The sequence below is a fragment of the Arthrobacter sp. RCC_34 genome, assembly GCF_041360795.1.
Lineage (GTDB): Bacteria > Actinomycetota > Actinomycetes > Actinomycetales > Micrococcaceae > Arthrobacter_E.
In genome coordinates this window covers 1-19460 of the sequence record NZ_JBFUPW010000003.1, presented here as the reverse complement: position 1 = coordinate 19460, position 19460 = coordinate 1, and the positions used below count along the sequence as shown (strand labels likewise).

Genomic DNA, 19460 nt, shown 5'->3' with positions numbered 1-19460 from the left:
GCCGCCCGGCCGCGGCGCCGCGGATTTTCGGTCCGAGACGGCCGGGACGACCCACCCCTCCTCGTCTCTGAGGACTACAGCGCTTCCGGGGGCACACCTATTCCGGTCCGATGCGATGGGCGGGATCAGGCGCTGTCGTTCAGATGCTGTACTCGGCGGGGCCGCGCACCCGGGAGTGCCTGCCTGCCTGGAAACGGTATCCGCCTCCGCGCACGGTTTCCACTACGTGACGCACGGGACCGAGCTTGCGGCGGATCCGGCTCACATAGACATCGATCGACCGGGGCGCTGCCGTCGCATCCAGGGAGATCAGGAAATCAGCGAGTTCCTGCCGGGGCACGGAGCGGGAGCAGTGCTGCACCAGATAGCGGAGCAGACGGTACTCGACCCCGCTGAAGGAGACCGGCACCCCGTCCACGCGCACCTGATCGGCGGCGAGGTCGACGTCGACCTCGTGGACGAGCCCGTCGTCCGCCGAAGCCCCCGCGTCGGCGGCCTCAAGAGCCGCCGCGTCCTCGGCCAGGGCGGTCTCCCGGGCATCTTCGAGCTCGGCGTCCGGGACGTTCCAGAGCATCGCCTCGGCGTCCGCATTCAGGTGGTGCAAACGGGTCAGGATGAGCTCTTCGAGACGCGCGAACTGTTCGTCGGTGAGCTCCTCCGGAGTCTGGAAGAAGAGTGCGGCCCCGTGTGCGGCCATGCGGGGACGCGCACCCTGCGCGGTGTCCGGCGCCGCCGCCCGGCGGACGGCCCCCGTGCGGGGACCGCCCGCCGGAACGGGATGTCCGGCGTCGGAGCGGTGGTGTACTGGCTGGGCGCTCATGCCTGCCGCCTAGATGCCCCCGCGGCGGATCAGCTTGCCGATCGGCTGGGTGCCGTCGGCCACCTGGCCGCGGAGGAAGGTCTTGCGCACGACGCCGGACAGGGCCCGGCCGTCGTAAGGGGTGATCGGGTTCTTGTGCTTCAGACGCTGGACGTCCACCACGAAGGCGTCGTCCGCGGCGAAGATGGAGAAGTCCGCGTCATAACCGACCGCGATGAGGCCCTTATTGGGGACCCGGGCGATCTCGGCCGGACGGGTGGACATCCAGGAGATGACCTTCTCGAGCGGGATGCCGCGGTGACGCGCCTCGGTCCAGATGAGCGAGAGGCCCAGCTGCAGCGAGGAGACGCCGCCCCACGCGACGGCGAAGTCGCCGTTCTCCAGGTCCTTGAGGTCCAGGGTGCTGGGGGAGTGGTCCGAGACGATGCAGTCGATGGTGCCCTCTTCGAGGCCCTTCCACAGCAGTTCGCGGTTGGACGCCTCGCGGATCGGCGGGCAGCATTTGTACGCCGTGGCGCCGTTGGGGATCTCCTCGGCGTTCAGGGTCAGGTAGTGCGGACAGGTCTCCACGGTGACGTTCACGCCGTCCCGCTTGGCCGTGGCGATCATGGGCAGCGCGTCCGAGGAGGAGAGGTGCAGGATGTGCGAGCGGGCGCCGGTCCAGCGGGTGCGCTCGATGACCTCCGCGATGGCCTTGTTCTCCGCGCCGCGGGGGCGGGAGGCCAGGAACTTCGCGTAGACGTCACCCTCGGCGTGCGGGGCGCGGTCGATCGCGTGGGAGTCCTCGGCGTGGACCAGCATGAGGGAGTCGAACTTGCGGAGCTCGGCGAGGTCCGTCTCCATCTCGTCCGCTTCCAGATGCGGGAACTCGTCCACGCCGGAGTGCAGGAGGAAGCACTTGAAACCGAAGACGCCGGCGTCGTGCAGCGGGCGGAGGTTCCCGGTGTTGCCCGGGATGGCCCCGCCCCAGAACCCGACGTCCACGAACGCCTGGTCACGGGCCACGGACCGCTTGAGCTCGAGGTTCTCCACGCTGGTGGTGGGCGGAACGGAGTTCAGCGGCATGTCGATGATGGTGGTGACGCCGCCCGCGGCAGCGGCGCGGGTGGCGGACGCGAAGCCCTCCCACTCGGTGCGGCCGGGCTCGTTGACGTGCACGTGCGTGTCCACCAGGCCGGGGATGAGGGTCTCGTCATCGGCCAGCTCGACGGTCTCCGCGCCCACCAGGTTGTTGCCGAGGGGCTCCATGGCCACGACGCGGCCGTCCTTGACGCCGACCTCGCGCGGCGCGATGCCGGCGCTGGTGAGGACGCGCTGGCCGCGGATGACGAGGTCGAACTCTGCGGGGGTGTTCTGTTCTTCAGACATGCTGATCCTGTTCTAGTTGCTCTGCTTGATCAGGCTGTTGGCGATGATGCCGCCAAGCTTCTCCACCAGCGGTCCGGCCTGAGTGATGCACTTCTCAACATCTTCCTCGATGCTGGTCAGCGAGTACACGGTCTGGATTCCGGATGTGGAAATCTGTGCGTCGGTGAGGGTGGTGCGTCCGCAGACGGCCACGATAGGGACCCCCGCGGCGCGTGCCGCGTCGGCGACGCCCATCGGGGTCTTGCCGCCCAGGCTCTGCTCATCCAGGCTGCCTTCGCCCGTGATGACGAGGGTGGCGCCGTCGAGCTTCTCGGCAAGGCCGGTGAAGTCGAGGACGACGTCGACCCCCCGCCGCCGCTCGGCGTTCAGCACGGCGAGGGCGGCGTAGCCCACACCGCCCGCGGCCCCGGCGCCGGGTGCCGCCGCGGCGGTGGACGCCTGGAGGCCGATCTCGCGGCCCAGAACCTCCACGAAGTGCGCCAGGGTGCCGTCGAGCTCGGTGACGTCCTCCGGGCTCAGGCCCTTCTGCGGGCCGAACACCGCAGGTGCTCCCTGAGCTCCGAGGAGGGGGTTGTCCACATCGCTGGCGAGGACGAAACGGGTCTGTTCCAGGCGGACGTCCAGCCCGGAGAGGTCGATGCGGTCCAGCGCGGCCAGCGCGGCGCCGCCGTCGGGCAGTTCGGCTCCTGAGGCGTCCAGGAAACGGCCGCCCAGGCCCTTGATGACGCCCGCGCCGCCGTCGGTGTTGGCGCTGCCGCCCACGCCGAGCACGATCGTCCGGGCGCCGGCGTCGAGTGCGGCGCGGATGAGCTGGCCGGTGCCGAGGCTGGTGGCGCCGCGGCCGTCCTTCACACCGTCCGGGAGGACGGCGAGGCCCGAGGCGAGGGCCATCTCGATGACGGCTTCGTCTCCGCGGAGAGCGAAGTCTGCGTCGAGGGGCCGTCCGGTGGGCCCGGCGACGCGGACCGTCCGGCGGGAGAAGCCGGAGCCGATCGCCGCGTCAAGGGTGCCCTCGCCGCCGTCGGCCACGGGGACGCCCACGATGTCGAGGGAGCCGTCCACGGCGCGCAGACCGGTTTCCAGGTGCGCCACGACCTCGGGGGCCGAGAGCGAGCCTTTGAACTTATCCGGTGCGATCACGATCCGCATGTGGACTCCTTCGTCAGTGCGGTGGGTGTTTCAGGTCCGGGCGGCCTGCCGTGCTGATGACAGCGACGGCGGGCCACCCGGGGTGCGGCATGAAGCCTGGGGCCCTCGTCCGGCCGGGTGCGCCCGGCCGGACGTGGAGGTGTCAGTCGAGCAGGGAGACCACCGCGGTGGGGGCGTCCTCGCCCTTTTCCGCGAGCTCTTCGAACTCGGTCACATTATCCAGCTCGGTGCCCATGGAGATGTTGGTGATCTTCTCGAGGATCACTTCCACCACCACCGGGACCTGGAACTCTTCGGTCAGGGCGCGGGCCTTCTCGAAAGCGGCCCCCAGGTCGTCCGGGTTCTGGACGCGCATGGCCTTGCAGCCCAGGCCCTCGGCCACCTTGACGTGGTCCACGCCGTAGCCGGCGGTCTCCGGGGAGTTGATGTTCTCGAACGCAAGGGAGACGTTCTGCTCCATCTTGAAGCCGCGCTGGGACTGGCGGATCAGGCCGAGGTAGGAGTTGTTCACCACCACGTGGATGTACGGGAGGTTGAACTGCGCGCCCACGGCCAGTTCCTCGATCATGAACTGGAAGTCGTAGTCGCCCGAGAGGGCCACCACGGTCTCGCCGGGCTTGCCGCGCACCACGCCGAGGGCTGCGGGAGCGGTCCAGCCGAGAGGGCCCGCCTGGCCGGCGTTGATCCAGCGGCGTGCGCCGAAGACGTGCAGCATCTGCGCGCCGGCGATCTGCGAGAGGCCGATGGTGGTGACGTAGGTGGTGTCCTTGCCGAAGGCGCGGTTCATCTCCTCGTACACGCGCTGCGGCTTGATCGGCACGTTGTCGAAGTGGGTCTTGCGCTGCAGCTTGCCCTTCTTCTCCTGCGCGGCGTCCACCCAGGCGGTGTAGTCGGGCAGCTGTCCGGCGGCCTGGCGCTCCTTGGCGAGTTCCACGAGGCCTTCCAGCGCGGCGCCTGCATCGGAGGCGATGCCCAGGTCCGGCGCGAACACGCGGCCGATCTGGGTGGGCTCGATGTCGATGTGCACGAACTTGCGGCCCTGGGTGTAGAGGTCCAGGCCGCCCGTGTGGCGGTTGGCCCAGCGGTTGCCGATGCCGATCACGAAATCGGACTCCAGGAAGGTCGCGTTGCCGTAGCGGTGCGAGGTCTGCAGACCCACCATGCCGGCCATCAGCTGGTGGTCGTCCGGGATGACACCCCAGCCCATGAGGGTCGGGATCACGGGGACGTTCAGGATCTCGGCCAGCTCCACGAGCTTCTCCGAGGCGCCGGCGTTGATGATGCCGCCGCCGGCCACGATCAGCGGACGCTCGGAGGCGAGCAGCATGTCCAGGGCCTTGCCCAGCTGCACGGCGTTGGCGCGGGGCTTCTCCACGGGGAGCGGCTCGTAGGCGTCGATGTCGAACTCGATCTCGGCCATCTGCACGTCGAACGGCAGGTCCAGGAGGACCGGGCCCGGACGGCCCGAGCGCATGAGCTGGAACGCCTTCTGGAAGGCGCCGGGGACCTGGCCGGGCTCCAGGATGGTCATGGCCATCTTGGTGACGGGCTTGGCGATGGACTCGATGTCCACGGCCTGGAAGTCCTCCTTGTGCAGCTTCGCCACGGGCGCCTGGCCGGTGATGCAGAGCATGGGGATGGAGTCCGCCCAGGAGGCGTAGAGGCCGGTGATCATGTCGGTGCCGGCGGGGCCGGACGTGCCGATGCAGATGCCGATGTTGCCGTCGGCGGCACGGGAGTAGCCGTCAGCCATGTGGCTGGCGCCTTCCACGTGGCGGGCCAGCGTGTGGCGGATGCCGCCGTTGGCGCGCATCGCGGAATAGAAGGGGTTGATCGCCGCGCCAGGCAGGCCGAACGCCTCAATGGCGCCTTCCTTCACCAGGATGGCTACGGCAGCGTCAACGGTGCGCATCTTTGCCATGGTTTGCTCCTTGAAAAGTCTGAAAGGGGTGCGACGACGGCGCGTGGGCTGCTCTCGCGGCCTTGTTGCGGGAGGTGATGCGTGAGCGGGTGGTGCGCACGCGCCGTCGTACGGTCTTGGGGTGTTGTGTGCTCAGTTGTCGCGGGTGTTCCGGGCCGGAAGCCGCATCTGCTGAGCACGCAACGTCAGTCGAGTGGTCAGTTCTTGCCGGACAGCTCGGTGGTGAGCTTGAAGAGGCCGGAGTGGTCCAGGCCGCCGTCGCCGCGGGCGACGAGGGCGGAGACCAGCTGAGCGACGGCGGAGCCGAGCGGGACCACCACTCCTGCTTCGCGGGCTGCCGAGGTGACGATGCCGAGGTCCTTGTTGTGGAGGGCCAGGCGGAAGCCGGGGTCGAAGTTGCGGTCGAGCATCTTCTGACCCTTCTGGTCGAGGACCTTGGAGCCGGCGAGGCCGCCGCCGAGGACCTTGAGGGCGGCGTCGGTGTCCACGCCGTACGCTTCGAGGAAGGTGACCGCCTCGGCCAGGGCCTGGATGTTGACGGCCACGATCAGCTGGTTGGCGGCCTTGACGGTCTGGCCGGAGCCGGAGGGGCCGACGTGGACGATCGTCTTGCCGACGGCATTGAGGACCGGCTGTGCGTCCTCGAAGTCGGCGGCCTCGCCACCGACCATGATGGACAGCACGCCGTCGATGGCGCCCTGCTCGCCACCGGAGACGGGGCCGTCCAGCGGGCGGAGACCGGCTTCACGGGCGTCGGCGGAGAGGCGTGCGGCCACGTCCGGGCGGATGGAGGAGGCATCGATCCAGAGGGTGCCGGACTTCGCGTTGGCGAAGACGCCTTCGGGGCCGGAGACGACGCCTTCGACGTCCGGGGAGTCCGGGACCATCGTGATGATGACGTCGGCGTCCTTGACGGCCTCGGCGATGCTGCCGGCGCCGTTGCCGCCCGCCTCGACGAGCGCGTCGATCTTGTCCTGGGAGCGGTTGAAGCCGGTGACGGTGAAGCCGGCCTTGACGAGGTTCTTGGCCATGGGCAGGCCCATGATGCCGAGGCCGATCACAGTGACGTTGGTCATTGGAAATCCTTTGCTAGCTGAGGTGAGCTAAAAATCTGTGGTGTTGCTGGGGCGGCCGGGGCGGCAGCCGCTCAGCGGACCAGCCAGGAGAAGGCCGATTCCTGGGGCTGCTTGTACTCCAGGGCGATGTAGCCGGTGTAGCCGAGTTCGCGGCTGCGGCTGACCCACTCGCCGAGCGGGAGGTCGCCGGTGCCGGGGGCGCCGCGGCCGGGGTTGTCGGCGATCTGGATGTGGCCGAAGTCCTTGGTGTGGTTCTCGATCACGGCGGCCACGTCGTCGCCGTTGACGGACAGGTGGTAGAAGTCCGCCAGGAACTTGACGTTGTCCACGCCGGCTTCCTGGGTCTTGGCGATGACCGCGAAGGTGTCGGCGGCCGTCTTGAGCGGGTAGGCGGGGGTGCCGGAGACGGGCTCCAGAAGCACGGTGCCGCCGATCTTCGCGACGCCCTCGGCCGCCGCGACCAGGTTCTTCAGGCCGAGCTCGTCCTGCTCCTCCGGGGTGAAGCCGTCGAGGCGGTTTCCGTAGAGGGCGTTGAAGGCCTTGGTGCCGAGGCGCTCACCGATGCCGACGACGACGTCGATGTTGTCCTTGAACTCGCCGCACCGGCCCTTCCAGGAGACCAGGCCGCGGTCGCCGCCGGGCATGTCGCCCGCGAAGAAGTTGAGGCCGGCCAGCTGAACGCCGGCGTCGTTGATCGCGTTGACGAACTGGTCCACGTCCGTATCGCCCGGGACAGCCTCGGCGAAGGGCCACCAGAACTCGACGGCGTCGAAGCCGGCGGCCTTGGCGGCGGCCGGGCGCTCGAGGAGGGGGAGCTCGGTCAAGAGGATTGAGCAGTTCACGGAGTAGGTCATGTCGTGTCCTTCCCGGGCGTCTTTGCCCTGCTGGTGGTCTTCGGAGTCCTTCCGTCTGTGTCCTCTCGCCGTTTACGGCTAGATTCCACATTGTGGAAGGAAAGTTTTGCTTAGTGAAAGTTTACGGAGGGCCGAGGGTGGGCGTCAAGTGGGGTGGGTCACGTCGGAGTGGATGGGATACAAAAATCTGACGTGTTGGGTGTGGGTGAGGGCGTGCGGGGGTGCGGCGGCGGTTCCGGTGCCCGAATTTCGTCCGGGTGCGGCAATTACCGCACCCGAACGAAATCCGGGCACCGAAAAAGGGAGGGGTGCGGTGGGCGGCTAGCCCAAGATGACGAAACTCCGGAGCCGTTCGGCGCCGTCCGTTCCGACCTGCGTGAATCCGAGCGACTCGTAGAAACCCTTCTGGGCCGGGTCGTCGTCGGTGAGCAGCATCTTCTGGCGGACATGCTGGAACCGGTTGAGCACGGTCTCGGCCAGGGCGCGGCCGACGCCTCTCCGGTGATGGGATGGGTCGACCAGGATGTCCTGGAGATACATGATCGTGGCGTCGTCGGAGAGCGCGCGGATCAGTCCGACGAGGCGGTCGTCGGCCCAGGCGGCCACGACGAATGACGAGCCGCGGATCGCGGCTGACAGTGTTTCGGGATCATCCGTGTAGGCCGTCCAGCCGACGGCCTCATACAGTGCGAGCACGTCGACCAGGGAGGGCTCGGCGTCGCACTCGATGCGGATCGGCTGCGGGTCCACGGCGGTCACCCGCGTCGCCTCAGTCCTCAAACCCCACCAGCCACCGCACCCCGAACCGGTCCACGACCTGCCCGTCGGTCGCGCCCCAGGGCCTTACCTGCAGCGGATCCACGACGTCGCCACCGTCGGCGAGCTGGTCGAACCAGGTACGCAGAGTCTCGCCGGGCGCCGTGCCCAGCAGCGACAGCATCAGCCCTTCGGCCTGGAACGGCCGGTCCTCGCCCGCGGCATCCGCCCCGGCCAGCTCCACGGTGCCCGTCAGCATGCCGTGGGCGACGGCGTCGGCGGGGCCGTCGTCGCGCCCGAACTGGGCGAACGTGTTCAGACTTAGCTCGCCGCCGAAGATGCCCTGGTAGAACTCGAGCGCCTGCCGCGCCGTGCCGGGGAAATGGATGTACACCAGTGGATGCGCCATAGGCTCAGTCAAGCAGGGTTCCGCGCGCTTGCCCAGCCTTTTCTCTTGGGGCCGTAACCCTCCCGCCCTAGGGCCCGCGAGGGTTACACTTCGAGTGTTTATACATCGCTTGGAATAACCGGCGTCCTCGCCTGATCTCCTGAAGGATTCCTCATGAAACTCACCGGCAAACTCCTGGGTGGCCTGGCCGTCGCGGCGCTGGCCCTGGCCACCGCAACCCCGGCCCAGGCGGCCACGCAGTACCCCACGCCCACGCCGACTCCGGCTGACTGCTATACCGGCATGCAGACCGTGAACGCGGACCGGAGCGTCGGCGTCGTCAGTCTCAGTAATTCGAAGCTGAGCTGGGAGCAGAATGCCTCCGCGGCGGTGCCCTTCGACGCGACCTACCTCCGTCAGACCGGGGCGTCCGGGGACGCGTCGACGTTCCAGGAGAGTTACTTCGGCACGGCTGCGGATGGCACCACCAAGTTCTACCGCTCCCGCTCCGAGAAGCAGGCGGACGGCACCTGGAAGCGGTTCGTCGACGGCGCGGTGACCACCCTGGGCAACGGCTGGTTCCAGAAGTCCCTGACGACCGCCTATCTCCCGTCCGCCGTCGCGAACTCCCCCGGTCAGGACTACCTCTACCGCCTCACCGCGGCGGGCGACCTCTACCGCTACCCGGTCGACTTCTATGGCAAGACCATCGGAGGGGCCGTCAAGGTCTTCAGCGGGGGCGGGGCGATCAACGCGATCGGCGCCGCACCGTCCATCACGGTCAACGGCAAGCCGACCGCCGTCCTGATGGCGACCCTCTCCACCGGGGAGCTGCGCCAGTACCTCATCCCGGGCGCCACGCCCACCCAGTGGAGCTCGCGCACGATCCGCCCCGCGGGGTCGGGCTGGCAAGGTTTCACCACGATCTCCGCGCGCAGCTGCGACGTGGGTCAGGTGATGATCGGTGTGACCGGCGGCCACGTCGCCTCCTACTACGACCCCACCGGCCTGAGGGCGAATGACACCGACATCAGCGGCCGTGCCAGCTCCATGCCGGTCCTCCCGTCCACCACGCGTGTCTTTGCCTGGTGAGCGCGGCGCGCTGAGTCGACAGAGAGCCTGAGCCGACACAGAGCCTGAGCCGACAGAGAAGGCCGACGACGGCGGAACCCCCCGTTCCGCCGTCGTCGGTCTTTTCGCGTGTGGCCGGCTCAGCGTCTGCCGGACACGACCATCGCCGAACCCCCGCCGCGCCGGACCGGCTCGGCCGCCGCGACCGTGCTGCCGTCCGGCCGGAACTCGATCGCCGTGGCCGCCCCGATCTCCGAGGCCGAGGTGAAGGAGTCTCCGGAGGCGACCAGCTGGTGGCCGAGCGCGCTCAGCCCGGCGCCGTACTTCTCGATGAACGCCGGTTCCGCCACCACCGTCGCCCCGTTCCGCGGGGACACTCGCGGGGCCGCGATCGCGTCCGAGACGTTCATCCCCAGATCCACCCGGTTCAGGATGGTCTGCAGCACGGTGGTGATGATGGTCGAGCCGCCGGGTGACCCCAGGGCCAGGAAGGGCTTGCCGTCGCGCAGGATGATGGTCGGGGACATCGAGGACCGCGGGCGCTTGCCGGGCTCGATCCGGTTGGGGTCGGCGGCGCTCCAGACGGTCGAGAAGTCGGTGAGTTCGTTGTTCAGGAGGAAGCCGCGGCCCGGCACGACCATGCCCGACCCGCCGGTCTGCTCGATCGTCAGGGTGTACTCCGCGACGTTGCCCCAGCGGTCCGACACCGTCAGGTTCGTGGTCGAGATGTTCTCCGTGTCGCGCTCCTCGGCCGGCTTCGCCGTGGAGGACGGGCAGACGCCGTCGTAGTTCGTGACATCCCCCGGTGCAAGCGGCTTCGGCAGCGCCTTCGCGGGATCGATCAGGCAGGCGCGCTCCTTGCCGAACAGCGGATCGGTCAGGGCCGCCGTCGGGACGTTCACGAAGGCCGGATCGCCCACGTACTTCCCGCGGTCCGCGAAGGCCAGGGAGCTTGCCTCGATGTAGTGGTGGAGAGCCTGGGTGGGGCTCATCCCGGACAGTTCGGAGGCCTTCAGGATGTTCAGCGCCTCGCCCACGGTGGTGCCGCCACTGCTGGACGGCGCCATGCCGTAGACGTCCAGGCCTCGGTAGGTGACGTGGGTGCTGCCCTGATCCGTGACCGTGTACTTCGCCAGATCGGCCGCGGTCATGGACCCGACCGGCACCGGCAGCGTGGTGTCCGGCGTCTTCGGGGGAGCCTGCACGGTCTGCGCGATCTCGCGGGCCAGCGGGCCCCGGTAGAAGGCTTTGGTGCCTTGCTTCGCGAGCAGCCGGTACGTGGCGGCGAGATCGTGGTTGCGGAACACCGTGCCCACCGCCGGAGCGTCCCCGCCCGGCAGGTACAGCTTGCTGGTGGAGGTGAAGGCGGCGAAGCGGGCCTTGTTGTCGAGGGTCTGCTGGCGGAACGTGTCGTCGACGACGAAACCGCGGTCGGCCACCCGGATGGCGGGCTTCAGGGCCTCGCCCAGGCTGAGCTTGCCCCAGCGCTGGAGTGCCCGGGCCCAGGTGGCCGGCGTTCCGGGCACGCCGACAGCGACGCCGCTCGTGACGAGTTCCGGAGTGAAGGGGTACGGCTGGCCCGTGGCCGGGTTGATGAACGCGTCGTGCGTGATGCCGGCCGGCGCGGTCTCGCGACCGTCGATGGAGCTGACGGTGCGGGACTTCGCGTCGTAGTAGACGAAGTAGCCGCCGCCTCCGATTCCCGCGCTGTAGGGCTCGGTCACGCCGAGCGTCGCGGCGGCCGCGACGGCGGCGTCCGCCGCGGTGCCGCCCTTGCGGAGCACCTCGATGGCGGCGGCGGAGGCCTCCGGGTCGACGGTGCTGACGGCGCCGCCGTAACCCGACGCCGTCGGGGTCTTCTCGGTGTGCCGGGGGTCGGCATGCGCGGCGGGCAGCGAGACGGCCCCCGCCGTGAGGGCCAGGGCCAGGGCGGAGAGGCCTGCCGCAGCTTTTCTGGGTAACCGGTTCACGTGAATCCTCCTGATCGAGTCATGCAACTTGACGGTTCTGTCACGCTACTGCCGGGGTGGGGGCGGGGCAATGGGTTGGGTTTTCGTGACGCGAGCGGTGGGGGTGGGTCGGTTCCGCGTGGCCGTTCCGCGCCCGGAATCGATTTCTGCGCCCCCATTGAGGCGCAGGACGCGAAGAAGGGCGCAGATGTCGGGAACCGCGCGGAATGACACTAAGTGTCGCGTATTTGGGGTTGAAGCGGGTGATTAGTGGAGACCTTGTCGGGACACTTTTCTGGAGCATCCGTCTTAGCCCCTGGCCGAGAGCTCAGACGTGGGGCAAGTCGGAGAAGGCCGTCTGCGGCGGGAGTTGGCATGGTGCACTCGGAATCTGCATTCGGACACGGGTGGCATGGGCGGCATCGTTGACCGATTCGAGCCGCGTCCTTGTGGGCGGGTGTCGACTGCCCGCTGAGTTGAGTCCCGGCTGGGTGTTATGGGTGGTGCAGCCAGTGATTCGGGGTGCTGGGGAACTTCCAGTCGCGAAGTCGCCCGCTCAGATGGTGTGTGCGTGCCGGGGGGCGCTTCGCCTTTCCGCGGGACCGTCTTGAAGGCGTTGCGTGTTGTCCGGATTAAACAGAGGTTGTGTTCAACGATCTCGTGTAGATCGGATGAGTGCGGTGGACTGTGAGTTTGGCGCTCGGCGAAGGAATTCAGCATCGATGGCTTTAAAGCAATTGCTCAGTGGCGTAGATGTCGTTTGCTGTACCTGCGTGTGTCGCTTGGGTGGCTGCCGTTGTCGGAGATCGATGACCGGGCCGGGGCGGCTCACTTGTCATGGAGTGGTCTGAGATTTTCAGCGGGTTAATCGGCAATTTGCCCAGCGCGGAAGTGCCCAACCGAGCTGAGCGACCCGGCCAAAATAGCACTGGTCGGGGCTGCCGATGGTCAGTTCTGGATGCACTTATTCTCGGCTGAAGCGTTGCCTGATGAATACCTCACCATCTGAACGACGTAGTCCGCGGCGGGGAGCGACCGGATGCGTCCGGGGTGATCTAGCGGGTGATCGTCTTCCGCGCGGTCGGTGACGATCAATCGCCCGTCCTTGGCTGCAAGGATCCACACGGCCACCTGAGAGCTTCCATACGCGCCCGGTTTGGACTCTGACATGGTGTGCGCCTGTGCAAGGCAGGCGGCAATAGGGTAGTTGCCGCGAGCGTTGGCAGCAGTGCCGGTCTCACCCAGTGAACGGCCAGCTTGCCATGCCGGACCCAGAACGATGAATCCCTGGAGCAGGAGGATGAGCAGTATGGGCACCTGCATGAGATGCTTCAACGTCGACGGGGCGACACGGAAAAACCACAGAAGTATGGCGCCGTAGGCCCCAGCAACGAGAAGGTACAAGATGAACTGTGTGCTCAGGGACAGTAGGGAGGTCGAGTCGAGGCTATCCCACAGCCAAGCTGCTCCCAGTCCATCTAAGTAGGCCCACGCCGGGGCTCTTAGCAACAAAGCGCAGACTGCAACGATCGCGCCCACATTTATGGCGAGCCGCGGGTAGCGCCTGAGCGTCATCTTCCGGGCGGCTGCCCAGAGTCCGACGCCGACTCCGAGCGCACCGAAGATACCCAAGGTTAGTGCGAAATAGCCAAGGCTATCGGGGCCGGTGCTCTCCCAAAGGTCGGAGGTATACGCGCAAACCGGTGGAATCGCATACCCCGCGCCAACTGTATAGAGGCACAACGCGACCTTAATGACCTGGTAGCCAACTGCGTGTCTTGATTTGCTCGACTCCTTGGGAGCGTCGATTTTCGGCGTCCTGGTTGGGGTATCGGTAGTTGACGGTTCGGGCCGTCTGTCCGGGTGGCTGCCCGCGGGAGCGGGTCGCGTCCTTGAAGCGACCAATCGGACTAGATGAACAAGTCCGATTGCGATCGCACTGGCGATAGCAAGCCCGACCCCCAATACGCTGAGCCATAGTGTGAAACCCAGCTGGAAGAGGTTCCTTGGCCAGTAGAGCATTGCTACCCCGGGAATGTCTCGTGCAACGCTGGTGAGGTTTTGACTCTGAACCAACAGCTCGAGGCCGGCGCCAACGGCGAGAGTGGCAAAGGAGCCGGCGAGGTAGGCGAGTGTCCGGCCTATGACGCGCCATTTTGGTGGCCAATTCCAGAGCGGCTTTCCGTCGAGGATCCGCGCTGCGCCGTTGGCCGGTGCTACGGCGTAATGACGAGGCAATGCCTTACCTGGGTTGCTGCCAAACACCACGTGGCGTGATGTCGCTGGAGCGCCAGAGGATTGCTGGACGGTCCATTTCGGCAGCCTGGAGTAGTCGACCCGGGAGACCTTCGGCTCCAGAAAGAGAATCTCGTTAGGAATCGGAGCCAACGCCACTGAGAGCTCCCTGGCGAGCTCGGCCTGCTTACCCGCTAAGCCTGCTCCTGTGCGGATAAGCGTGATTTCGCCGGAGGCACCCCAATTGGCGTCCTCGACTTCCCAACCGAGCGCCTGAACCGCATCCGTAATCTGCGGCAGATATCTACGGGCCAGGAACTGAATCCGCACGATGGCAGTGCCATAGCCGTTCAAGCTACCGTGCATTGCCGAGAACGAGACGTGTCCTGCAGCGGTGACGATCTTCTCCATCCAGCCCATTGCTACCCTTCCTGATTGTCGAGGTGACTCACAAAGCGAGATCGCACGCCGAAGCGCGCAAGTGCCCTGACCGGATCCTGCACGTGTCGGAAGTGAGGGCCGCGAACGTCCTCGTAGATTCGCACGTCGTGATGCCCGCGATACGGAGCGGACACTCGGAGGGACCTCAGCCAGAGGGGTTGAACTCAAGCATCTTTGCTTTGACAGCGACGCAAGGCCGTTGCCTCCTCACACATGATGAAGCAGCGGCCACATGGGAAGTGATGCACACTTGACCCAAATTCGAAGGGAAGGCTGCGGTCTGAAGAGTCTTCGTTCCCCCTGCGAGGCCCGCTACTGTAGCTCGGATCTGCGTCGGTGCCGTCCAAACCGTGTTGACGGTTTTCAGCCACGGCGAAGCAGCCATCGCCGTTGCGTCTTGGCCGGGGTCTGCCTGTATTGAATATGACGGGCGTCCTCGAGCCGCTCGTAGAGCTCCCTTAGGTACTGCAGGGCAGCAGTGCGCAACTCACTCGGCCTCATGTCGTGGAAAGGCTCCAGTGGTTCGGGGTAGCGTGCCCCTTGGCTCTTGACGAGCTTTGCTCGCATTTGGGTGATTTCCGGGAGTGCTTCGCGGAGGTAGTCGATGACGATGAGAGTGCCGCTGTCCGCTTGCCGGGTGCCAGCCGGTGCAATGTTTCCAGCCTTCAAAGCGTCTGCGAAGACTCCCAAGGCGCTCAGAGCGGACTCCTTGGCCGGCCTGATTCGTTCCGAACGCTTCGCGGATTCACTCGCCCAGGTTTGCATCGTTTCGCAGGCATTGCGTGCACAGGTGCGAAGGTGATCCTTGGTCGAATCGTTCTGGGCGATGCGCTGCGACTGCCATCGCAGCAGAGGAAGGAACACGGCCAGGATCAGAGACATCGGGATAGCGCGGTCCTGGGGCGGCAACACCGTAACGGTCAGTGCTGCTGCATGGATCCCGGCCACGGCGATTGAACACAGCAAGACCCGGCCGGCGTACCTTCGTCGCAGGTAGCTGGTCTGATCCCAGCGCGCATCAATGAAGGACCCTGTAACGACTGACCCTGCAAAGGCCATCACTACGGTAAGAAGCCCTACGGCAGCGACAGCGGCCTGAAGAATCGATACGCCCTCCGCATCCCATTGGAGCTGACCAGCCTGGGATAACTGAGCCCATGCAATAGCCGCCAGCGCCTCCACCGTCATCACTCCCACGGCTAGCGCAGTCATCAGGCGCCCGAGGTGGTATGTGACGTAGGAAGCGCACCTGTCAATCCAGATGAACACTGAGAAGTTCCAGGCGGGGAGGATGAGGATGAGGCCAGCGGTGAAGGTAGGCACTACGAACGCGGGCAACAGGCTGTTTCTGAGGCTGTGGTCGCCGAACCACGTCAGGAGTAAGGCGCCAAGGACGAAGATAGCAATCAAGCCGAATCCAAAGGAGATCCGGTTCCGGCGTTGCGAATCTGACGCGAACCAGTAACTTGGATGGGGGTAACGAGCGATCTGCTTCGCGGCCATTGACAGGCTCGGCGACGCAGGATCACGCGGCGACTGTTTTTCCCGTGTGCTTCTCAAAGGCTCTCCTCCGACGTCACCTTCTCACGCAATCGCCTCTATGAGGCGACCGACATCTGTTCGAACAGTCCCGGACGGTACGCGGCCCGGAGGAGCTTTTCCAGTCAAAATGGACGAAGAGGCGAATCATGCCCGTGGATGTGGTCCGCGCCAGGCAACCTCCGCCCGACTTCTCTGGGGGCGGCGCGTTGTTCTGTAGTATGCACGCGCGGAGCTGACTGAATGGCGGGCTCGTGGCATGCACGCCTTACATTCCGGGTCCCTTGCACTCTGCTCGCTCCTGAAGCCGATGAGCTGCTCTTGGGTAGGCTCCATCCGAACTATCACCTTGCACAGCGGTCGCATCTAATCCACTATTGCTGCCGCCCCAGCCATCAAAGCAGCAGGTCGCGAAGGTGTCGACCGTAATCGGAAGCCGAGCTGATCCCTCCACGACACGGCGACCAGATGGGTGCTTCCATGGGGGGCTCTACGAAGAGACCTGGCAAGAAGTGCCTGTGGCGGCGGCTGGAACTCCTGGTCAACTACCATAAAGCGTGCCAACTCCGGCGAGAGGCTGGATGCCAAGGAAATCAAAATGGACGCTCTCGCGGCTGGATGACGCAGGTGGCCATTGCTGCCGTCAGTGAACTGTGCCAGCAGATCGAGAATATGCCCATGGCCTGTCAGCTGTGACCCCAGCCCGAAGGCGACCGCCATGGGCTGCGACCATATCCGGTCTGCCTGACCGGTGTAGTCCAGCCCCGGGACTTCCCAGCTCTCCTATTGGGACTCGAACCATACGTGGTTGTGAGTTCGCTGCCAGAGGTACAAGGCGCCGGTGAAGTGGTGTCTGACACGTCACGGGAGCCCACTCCTGGATGCTGCCGGATGTGGCACCGGATTGGTTCTCCCCGCGAGGCACCCAGTGAACCTCGGAAGAAGACGAATGGCGGCGAGCAGTGATCTGCTTCGCAATATCGACTGGTCGCACTGCGCCTCCTAGCTAACGAGAGCTTCTAGCGCAGGTGCACTCCCAACGAAGCACATCCGGAGCTCGACACGCTGTCTTGAATGACACCCGGTGTGACCCAAAATCGGGCCATCATCGCTGATGCGGATTTGTGTCATCCAAATCACATCGCGACAGCAGAACCCTTGACGCAACCCTCCCCGAGCGATAACGTACAACCAAATGGTTGTAGAACAGCTCCGAACCCCCGAGCCGGAAGAGCTCGATCGACTCTTCCAGGCACTCGCCGACGCCACCCGACGCGACATTCTCACGCAGGTGTCCCTGGCGGAACGCTCCGTGTCCGGCCTCGCCGCCCTCTACGCCATGAGTTTCGCCGCGGTTCAGAAGCACGTCGCCGTCCTGGAACGTGCAGGCCTGGTCCGCAAGGACAAGCGGGGGAGGGAGCAGATGGTGAGCGCCGATCACGAACGACTGGCCCTGGCCCGCAGGGTGCTGGACCGCTACGAGGAGATCTGGCGCGATCGCTCCCTCCGGATGGACCGGATCCTCGCCGAAACACCGCACGACTCCACCTCGCAGGACACTCGGTAGGCACAGGAAGGCAACGACATGACAGTCATCAGCTCGGTCAAGGATTACGAGGCCCTGACCCTCACCATCGTCAATGAGTTCGACGCCGGCGTGGACCGCGTCTGGCAGCTCTGGGAGGACCCGCGTCAGCTCGAGCGCTGGTGGGGCCCGCCGACCTGGCCCGCCACGTTCACATCTTTCGAGTTCGCTCCCGGCGGCCAGGCCAGGTATCACATGACCGGCCCGGAGGGGGAGAAGGCCCACGGCTGGTGGAAGTTCCTCTCGATCTCCCGTCCCACGGGTCTGGAGATCGAGGACGGCTTCGCCGACACGAACGGCGATCCGGACCCGAACACGCCCTCCGGCACCATGCGGATCACGCTCGAGGACCTCGGCGGGCGCACCCGGATGACCATCGAATCCCACAACGACACCGTCGAACAGCTCCAGGAGCTCGTGGAGATGGGCATGGAGGAAGGCATGAAGGAGGCCCTGGGACAGATTGACGCAATCCTCGCGGAGTAAAGCTCCCGCAGACGCACGCACGACGACGGCGGTGTGCGGCCAGGTGCCCGGGCAGGGCGGCGGCCGCGCGCCGTCGTCGTTCTTCTGATCTGTGGGACGGTGGGCGATCAGAGGTGGCGGAGATAGCGCTCGGGTTCGTTCAGGAAGTTGCGCCAGTTCTTGACGAGGTCGAGGTCCTCCCAGGGTTCGGCGCGGAGGCCCCACGCGCCGACCTCGTAGATGGTGGCTCCTGGGAGGGCGGCGAGGAGCGGTGAGTGGGTCGAGAGGATGACCTGGGAATCGCCGCGGTCGATCAGGTCTTTGAGGATGCCCATGAGCGCCAGGCAGCCTGAGAGGGAGAGGGCGGATTCGGGTTCGTCGAGGATCCAGAGGCCGGCGCCGCGGAAGCGTTCCACCGCCAGTTCCAGGAAGGACTCGCCGTGGGACAGCTCGTGGAAGACGGCCTCCGGCCTTGTCCCGGGATTCCGTTCGAGGTACGTGAAGAAGCCGTGCATCGCTTCCGCTCGCAGGAAGTATCCGCGCCGGGAGGCGCCGGCATTGCGGATCAGCCGGAGATGTTCGTGAAGGGGTGACTCGGACACGCGCGTCGAGTGCATCGCGCCGGTCGAGCCGCCTTCCGGAGAGAATCCGAAGGCGAGGGCGATGGCCTCCACCAAGGTGGACTTTCCGGTGCCGTTGTCCCCGACGAACACCGTGGCCGGGCCGAGATCCAGCCCTTCCTCGAGCAGCTGCGCGACCGGCGGCAAGGTGGCAGGCCATTCGTCGCGCGGAGCCGGCCTGCGATCGTCCGGTTCCACGCGCCGGATCGGATACTCGGCCCATTGCATGACAGCAGGCTAGCCGAGGGGTCTGACAGGATGCGGCGAGCTTATTTAGCTCACGTGCACCATTCTTCGATGCGCGACGACGGCGGAGGGCCGCCTTCGGGACATGGGGCAACCGTCCGGGAGCGGTGGGGGCCGTTCCCGGACGGTTGCGGGTGCTTCAGGGGTGCGGAGTTGGGGAGTGTGAGGGGATGAGGGTGTTTTCCGTGCGTCGTCCGGTCCGGGAGGACCGGGGGAGCCCGGCCTGGTGGACGGTGCTCACCGCCCGCCAGGCCGGTCCGGTTCAGGAACCGGATGCTCCGAGGTCAGCCGCGACGCCTCGGCATGAGGAGGAATCCTCCGACCATCATCAGCAGGCCCACCACCAGGGTGGCCTCTGCCGGGATGGCGCCCGTGCGGGCCAGTTCCTTGGAGGAGTCACCGGTCACGTTGGCCGGCGCTCCCGCCAGGGAGTAGCGATCGAAGCCGGCTGATGCCGGGTCGACCCAGGATCCTGCCACCGTGCCCGGTGTGGCGTCAGGGACGATCACACCAGGAACGGAGACCGGAACGGTTCCGACACCGGAGTTAGACCCGTTGTCGTTGCCGTTGCCCGAACCGGTGCCGTTTCCGCTCCCCGAGCCCGAACCGGTGGCGGTGCCGGGGGTGCCGGTTCCCGTTCCGGGGGTGCCGGGAGTGCCAGGGTTCGACCCACCGGGCGTGGTGCCGGTCCCGCCGTTACCGCCGGGCAGGCCCGGGATGGTGGGCAGGCCGGGGATGCTCGGCAGACCCGGGATGGTGCCGGTCCCGCCGTTACCACCGGGCAGGCCCGGGATGGTGGGCAGGCCGGGGATGGTGCCGGTTCCGCCGTTACCACCCGGGAGACCCGGGATGGTGGGCAGGCCGGGGATGGTGCCGGTTCCGCCGTTGCCGCCCGGCAGGCCCGGGATGGTGGGCAGGCCGGGGATGGTGCCGGTTCCGCCGTTGCCGCCCGGCAGGCCCGGGATGGTGGGCAGGCC

General features: G+C 66.6%; 15 protein-coding genes and 1 pseudogene. 3 read left to right on the top strand and 13 right to left on the bottom strand.

Translation table 11 applies throughout. The features are described from left to right. Positions 1-139 precede the first annotated feature (139 nt). The 8 genes from AB6732_RS11735 to AB6732_RS11700 all read right to left on the bottom strand — a co-directional run bounded on the left by AB6732_RS11735 (position 140) and on the right by AB6732_RS11700 (position 8353). A complete protein-coding gene (locus AB6732_RS11735) occupies positions 140-820 on the bottom strand; it encodes a winged helix-turn-helix domain-containing protein (protein WP_370960142.1) in 681 nt (226 codons plus the stop codon). 9 nt (positions 821-829) lie between these two features. Beyond that, a complete protein-coding gene (gene allB / locus AB6732_RS11730) occupies positions 830-2188 on the bottom strand; it encodes an allantoinase AllB (protein ID WP_370960141.1) in 1359 nt (452 codons plus the stop codon). 12 nt (positions 2189-2200) lie between these two features. Next, positions 2201-3337 carry a glycerate kinase gene (locus tag AB6732_RS11725; RefSeq protein WP_370960140.1) on the bottom strand — a complete coding sequence of 379 codons (1137 nt, stop codon included), beginning with the start codon at positions 3335-3337 and terminating at the stop codon, positions 2201-2203. Between the two features lie 142 nt (positions 3338-3479). Continuing rightward, the gene (gene gcl / locus AB6732_RS11720; RefSeq protein WP_370960139.1) at positions 3480-5258 is read right to left on the bottom strand and encodes a glyoxylate carboligase; all 1779 of its coding nucleotides are present in this window, start codon (positions 5256-5258) and stop codon (positions 3480-3482) included. A gap of 197 nt (positions 5259-5455) precedes the next feature. Further along, positions 5456-6334 (bottom strand): 2-hydroxy-3-oxopropionate reductase, encoded by an 879-nt coding sequence (locus tag AB6732_RS11715; protein WP_370960138.1) that lies wholly within the window; start codon positions 6332-6334, stop codon positions 5456-5458. 71 nt (positions 6335-6405) lie between these two features. After that, on the bottom strand, positions 6406-7188 hold the full coding sequence (locus tag AB6732_RS11710; protein ID WP_370960137.1) for a hydroxypyruvate isomerase family protein: 783 nt from the start codon (positions 7186-7188) through the stop codon (positions 6406-6408). Positions 7189-7509: 321 nt separating this feature from the next. Continuing rightward, positions 7510-7947: a GNAT family N-acetyltransferase gene (locus AB6732_RS11705; protein WP_370960136.1), complete on the bottom strand. Its 438-nt coding sequence runs from the start codon at positions 7945-7947 to the stop codon at positions 7510-7512. 10 nt (positions 7948-7957) lie between these two features. Continuing rightward, positions 7958-8353, bottom strand: a complete 396-nt coding sequence (locus AB6732_RS11700; protein WP_370960135.1) for a VOC family protein — start codon at positions 8351-8353, stop codon at positions 7958-7960. 153 nt (positions 8354-8506) lie between these two features. Here AB6732_RS11700 and AB6732_RS11695 point away from each other — a divergent pair, with 153 nt between their 5' ends. Continuing rightward, entirely contained in the window at positions 8507-9424 is a 918-nt protein-coding gene (locus AB6732_RS11695; protein ID WP_370960134.1) for a hypothetical protein, read from the top strand. A gap of 119 nt (positions 9425-9543) precedes the next feature. Here AB6732_RS11695 and ggt read toward each other — a convergent pair whose 3' ends face one another. From ggt to AB6732_RS11680, 3 genes are all read right to left on the bottom strand, one after another. Continuing rightward, complete coding sequence (gene ggt / locus AB6732_RS11690; RefSeq protein WP_370960133.1) at positions 9544-11373, bottom strand: gamma-glutamyltransferase; 1830 nt, start codon at positions 11371-11373, stop codon at positions 9544-9546. A 927-nt stretch (positions 11374-12300) separates the two neighbouring features. Next, positions 12301-13998 carry a hypothetical protein gene (locus tag AB6732_RS11685; RefSeq protein ID WP_370960132.1) on the bottom strand — a complete coding sequence of 566 codons (1698 nt, stop codon included), beginning with the start codon at positions 13996-13998 and terminating at the stop codon, positions 12301-12303. Positions 13999-14391: 393 nt separating this feature from the next. Further along, entirely contained in the window at positions 14392-15588 is a 1197-nt protein-coding gene (locus AB6732_RS11680; protein ID WP_370960131.1) for a hypothetical protein, read from the bottom strand. A 1174-nt stretch (positions 15589-16762) separates the two neighbouring features. Between AB6732_RS11680 and AB6732_RS11675 the strand changes: the two genes are divergently transcribed. Then, entirely contained in the window at positions 16763-17134 is a 372-nt protein-coding gene (locus AB6732_RS11675; protein ID WP_370960130.1) for an ArsR/SmtB family transcription factor, read from the top strand. Between the two features lie 18 nt (positions 17135-17152). Beyond that, positions 17153-17638, top strand: coding sequence for an SRPBCC domain-containing protein (locus tag AB6732_RS11670; protein WP_370960129.1), 486 nt, complete (start codon positions 17153-17155; stop codon positions 17636-17638). Between the two features lie 107 nt (positions 17639-17745). Here the strand turns inward: AB6732_RS11670 and AB6732_RS11665 are convergent, their stop codons facing one another. Together AB6732_RS11665 and AB6732_RS11660 are read right to left on the bottom strand one after the other, a co-directional pair. Beyond that, complete coding sequence (locus AB6732_RS11665) at positions 17746-18465, bottom strand: AAA family ATPase (protein WP_370960128.1); 720 nt, start codon at positions 18463-18465, stop codon at positions 17746-17748. A gap of 302 nt (positions 18466-18767) precedes the next feature. Beyond that, positions 18768-19460 (bottom strand): annotated as a pseudogene (locus tag AB6732_RS11660) (hypothetical protein); the annotation flags it as partial.

Excerpts from the sequence above, each read along its gene's own strand:
- AB6732_RS11735 (WP_370960142.1), bottom strand. The coding sequence starts at position 820 with ATGAGCGCCCAGCCAGTACACCACCGCTCCGACGCCGGACATCCCGTT.
- allB (WP_370960141.1), bottom strand. The coding sequence starts at position 2,188 with ATGTCTGAAGAACAGAACACCCCCGCAGAGTTCGACCTCGTCATCCGC.
- AB6732_RS11725 (WP_370960140.1), bottom strand. The coding sequence starts at position 3,337 with ATGCGGATCGTGATCGCACCGGATAAGTTCAAAGGCTCGCTCTCGGCC.
- gcl (WP_370960139.1), bottom strand. The coding sequence starts at position 5,258 with ATGGCAAAGATGCGCACCGTTGACGCTGCCGTAGCCATCCTGGTGAAG.
- AB6732_RS11715 (WP_370960138.1), bottom strand. The coding sequence starts at position 6,334 with ATGACCAACGTCACTGTGATCGGCCTCGGCATCATGGGCCTGCCCATG.
- AB6732_RS11710 (WP_370960137.1), bottom strand. The coding sequence starts at position 7,188 with ATGACCTACTCCGTGAACTGCTCAATCCTCTTGACCGAGCTCCCCCTC.
- AB6732_RS11700 (WP_370960135.1), bottom strand. The coding sequence starts at position 8,353 with ATGGCGCATCCACTGGTGTACATCCATTTCCCCGGCACGGCGCGGCAG.
- AB6732_RS11695 (WP_370960134.1), top strand. The coding sequence starts at position 8,507 with ATGAAACTCACCGGCAAACTCCTGGGTGGCCTGGCCGTCGCGGCGCTG.
- AB6732_RS11685 (WP_370960132.1), bottom strand. The coding sequence starts at position 13,998 with ATGGAGAAGATCGTCACCGCTGCAGGACACGTCTCGTTCTCGGCAATG.
- AB6732_RS11675 (WP_370960130.1), top strand. The coding sequence starts at position 16,763 with ATGGTTGTAGAACAGCTCCGAACCCCCGAGCCGGAAGAGCTCGATCGA.
- AB6732_RS11670 (WP_370960129.1), top strand. The coding sequence starts at position 17,153 with ATGACAGTCATCAGCTCGGTCAAGGATTACGAGGCCCTGACCCTCACC.
- AB6732_RS11665 (WP_370960128.1), bottom strand. The coding sequence starts at position 18,465 with ATGCAATGGGCCGAGTATCCGATCCGGCGCGTGGAACCGGACGATCGC.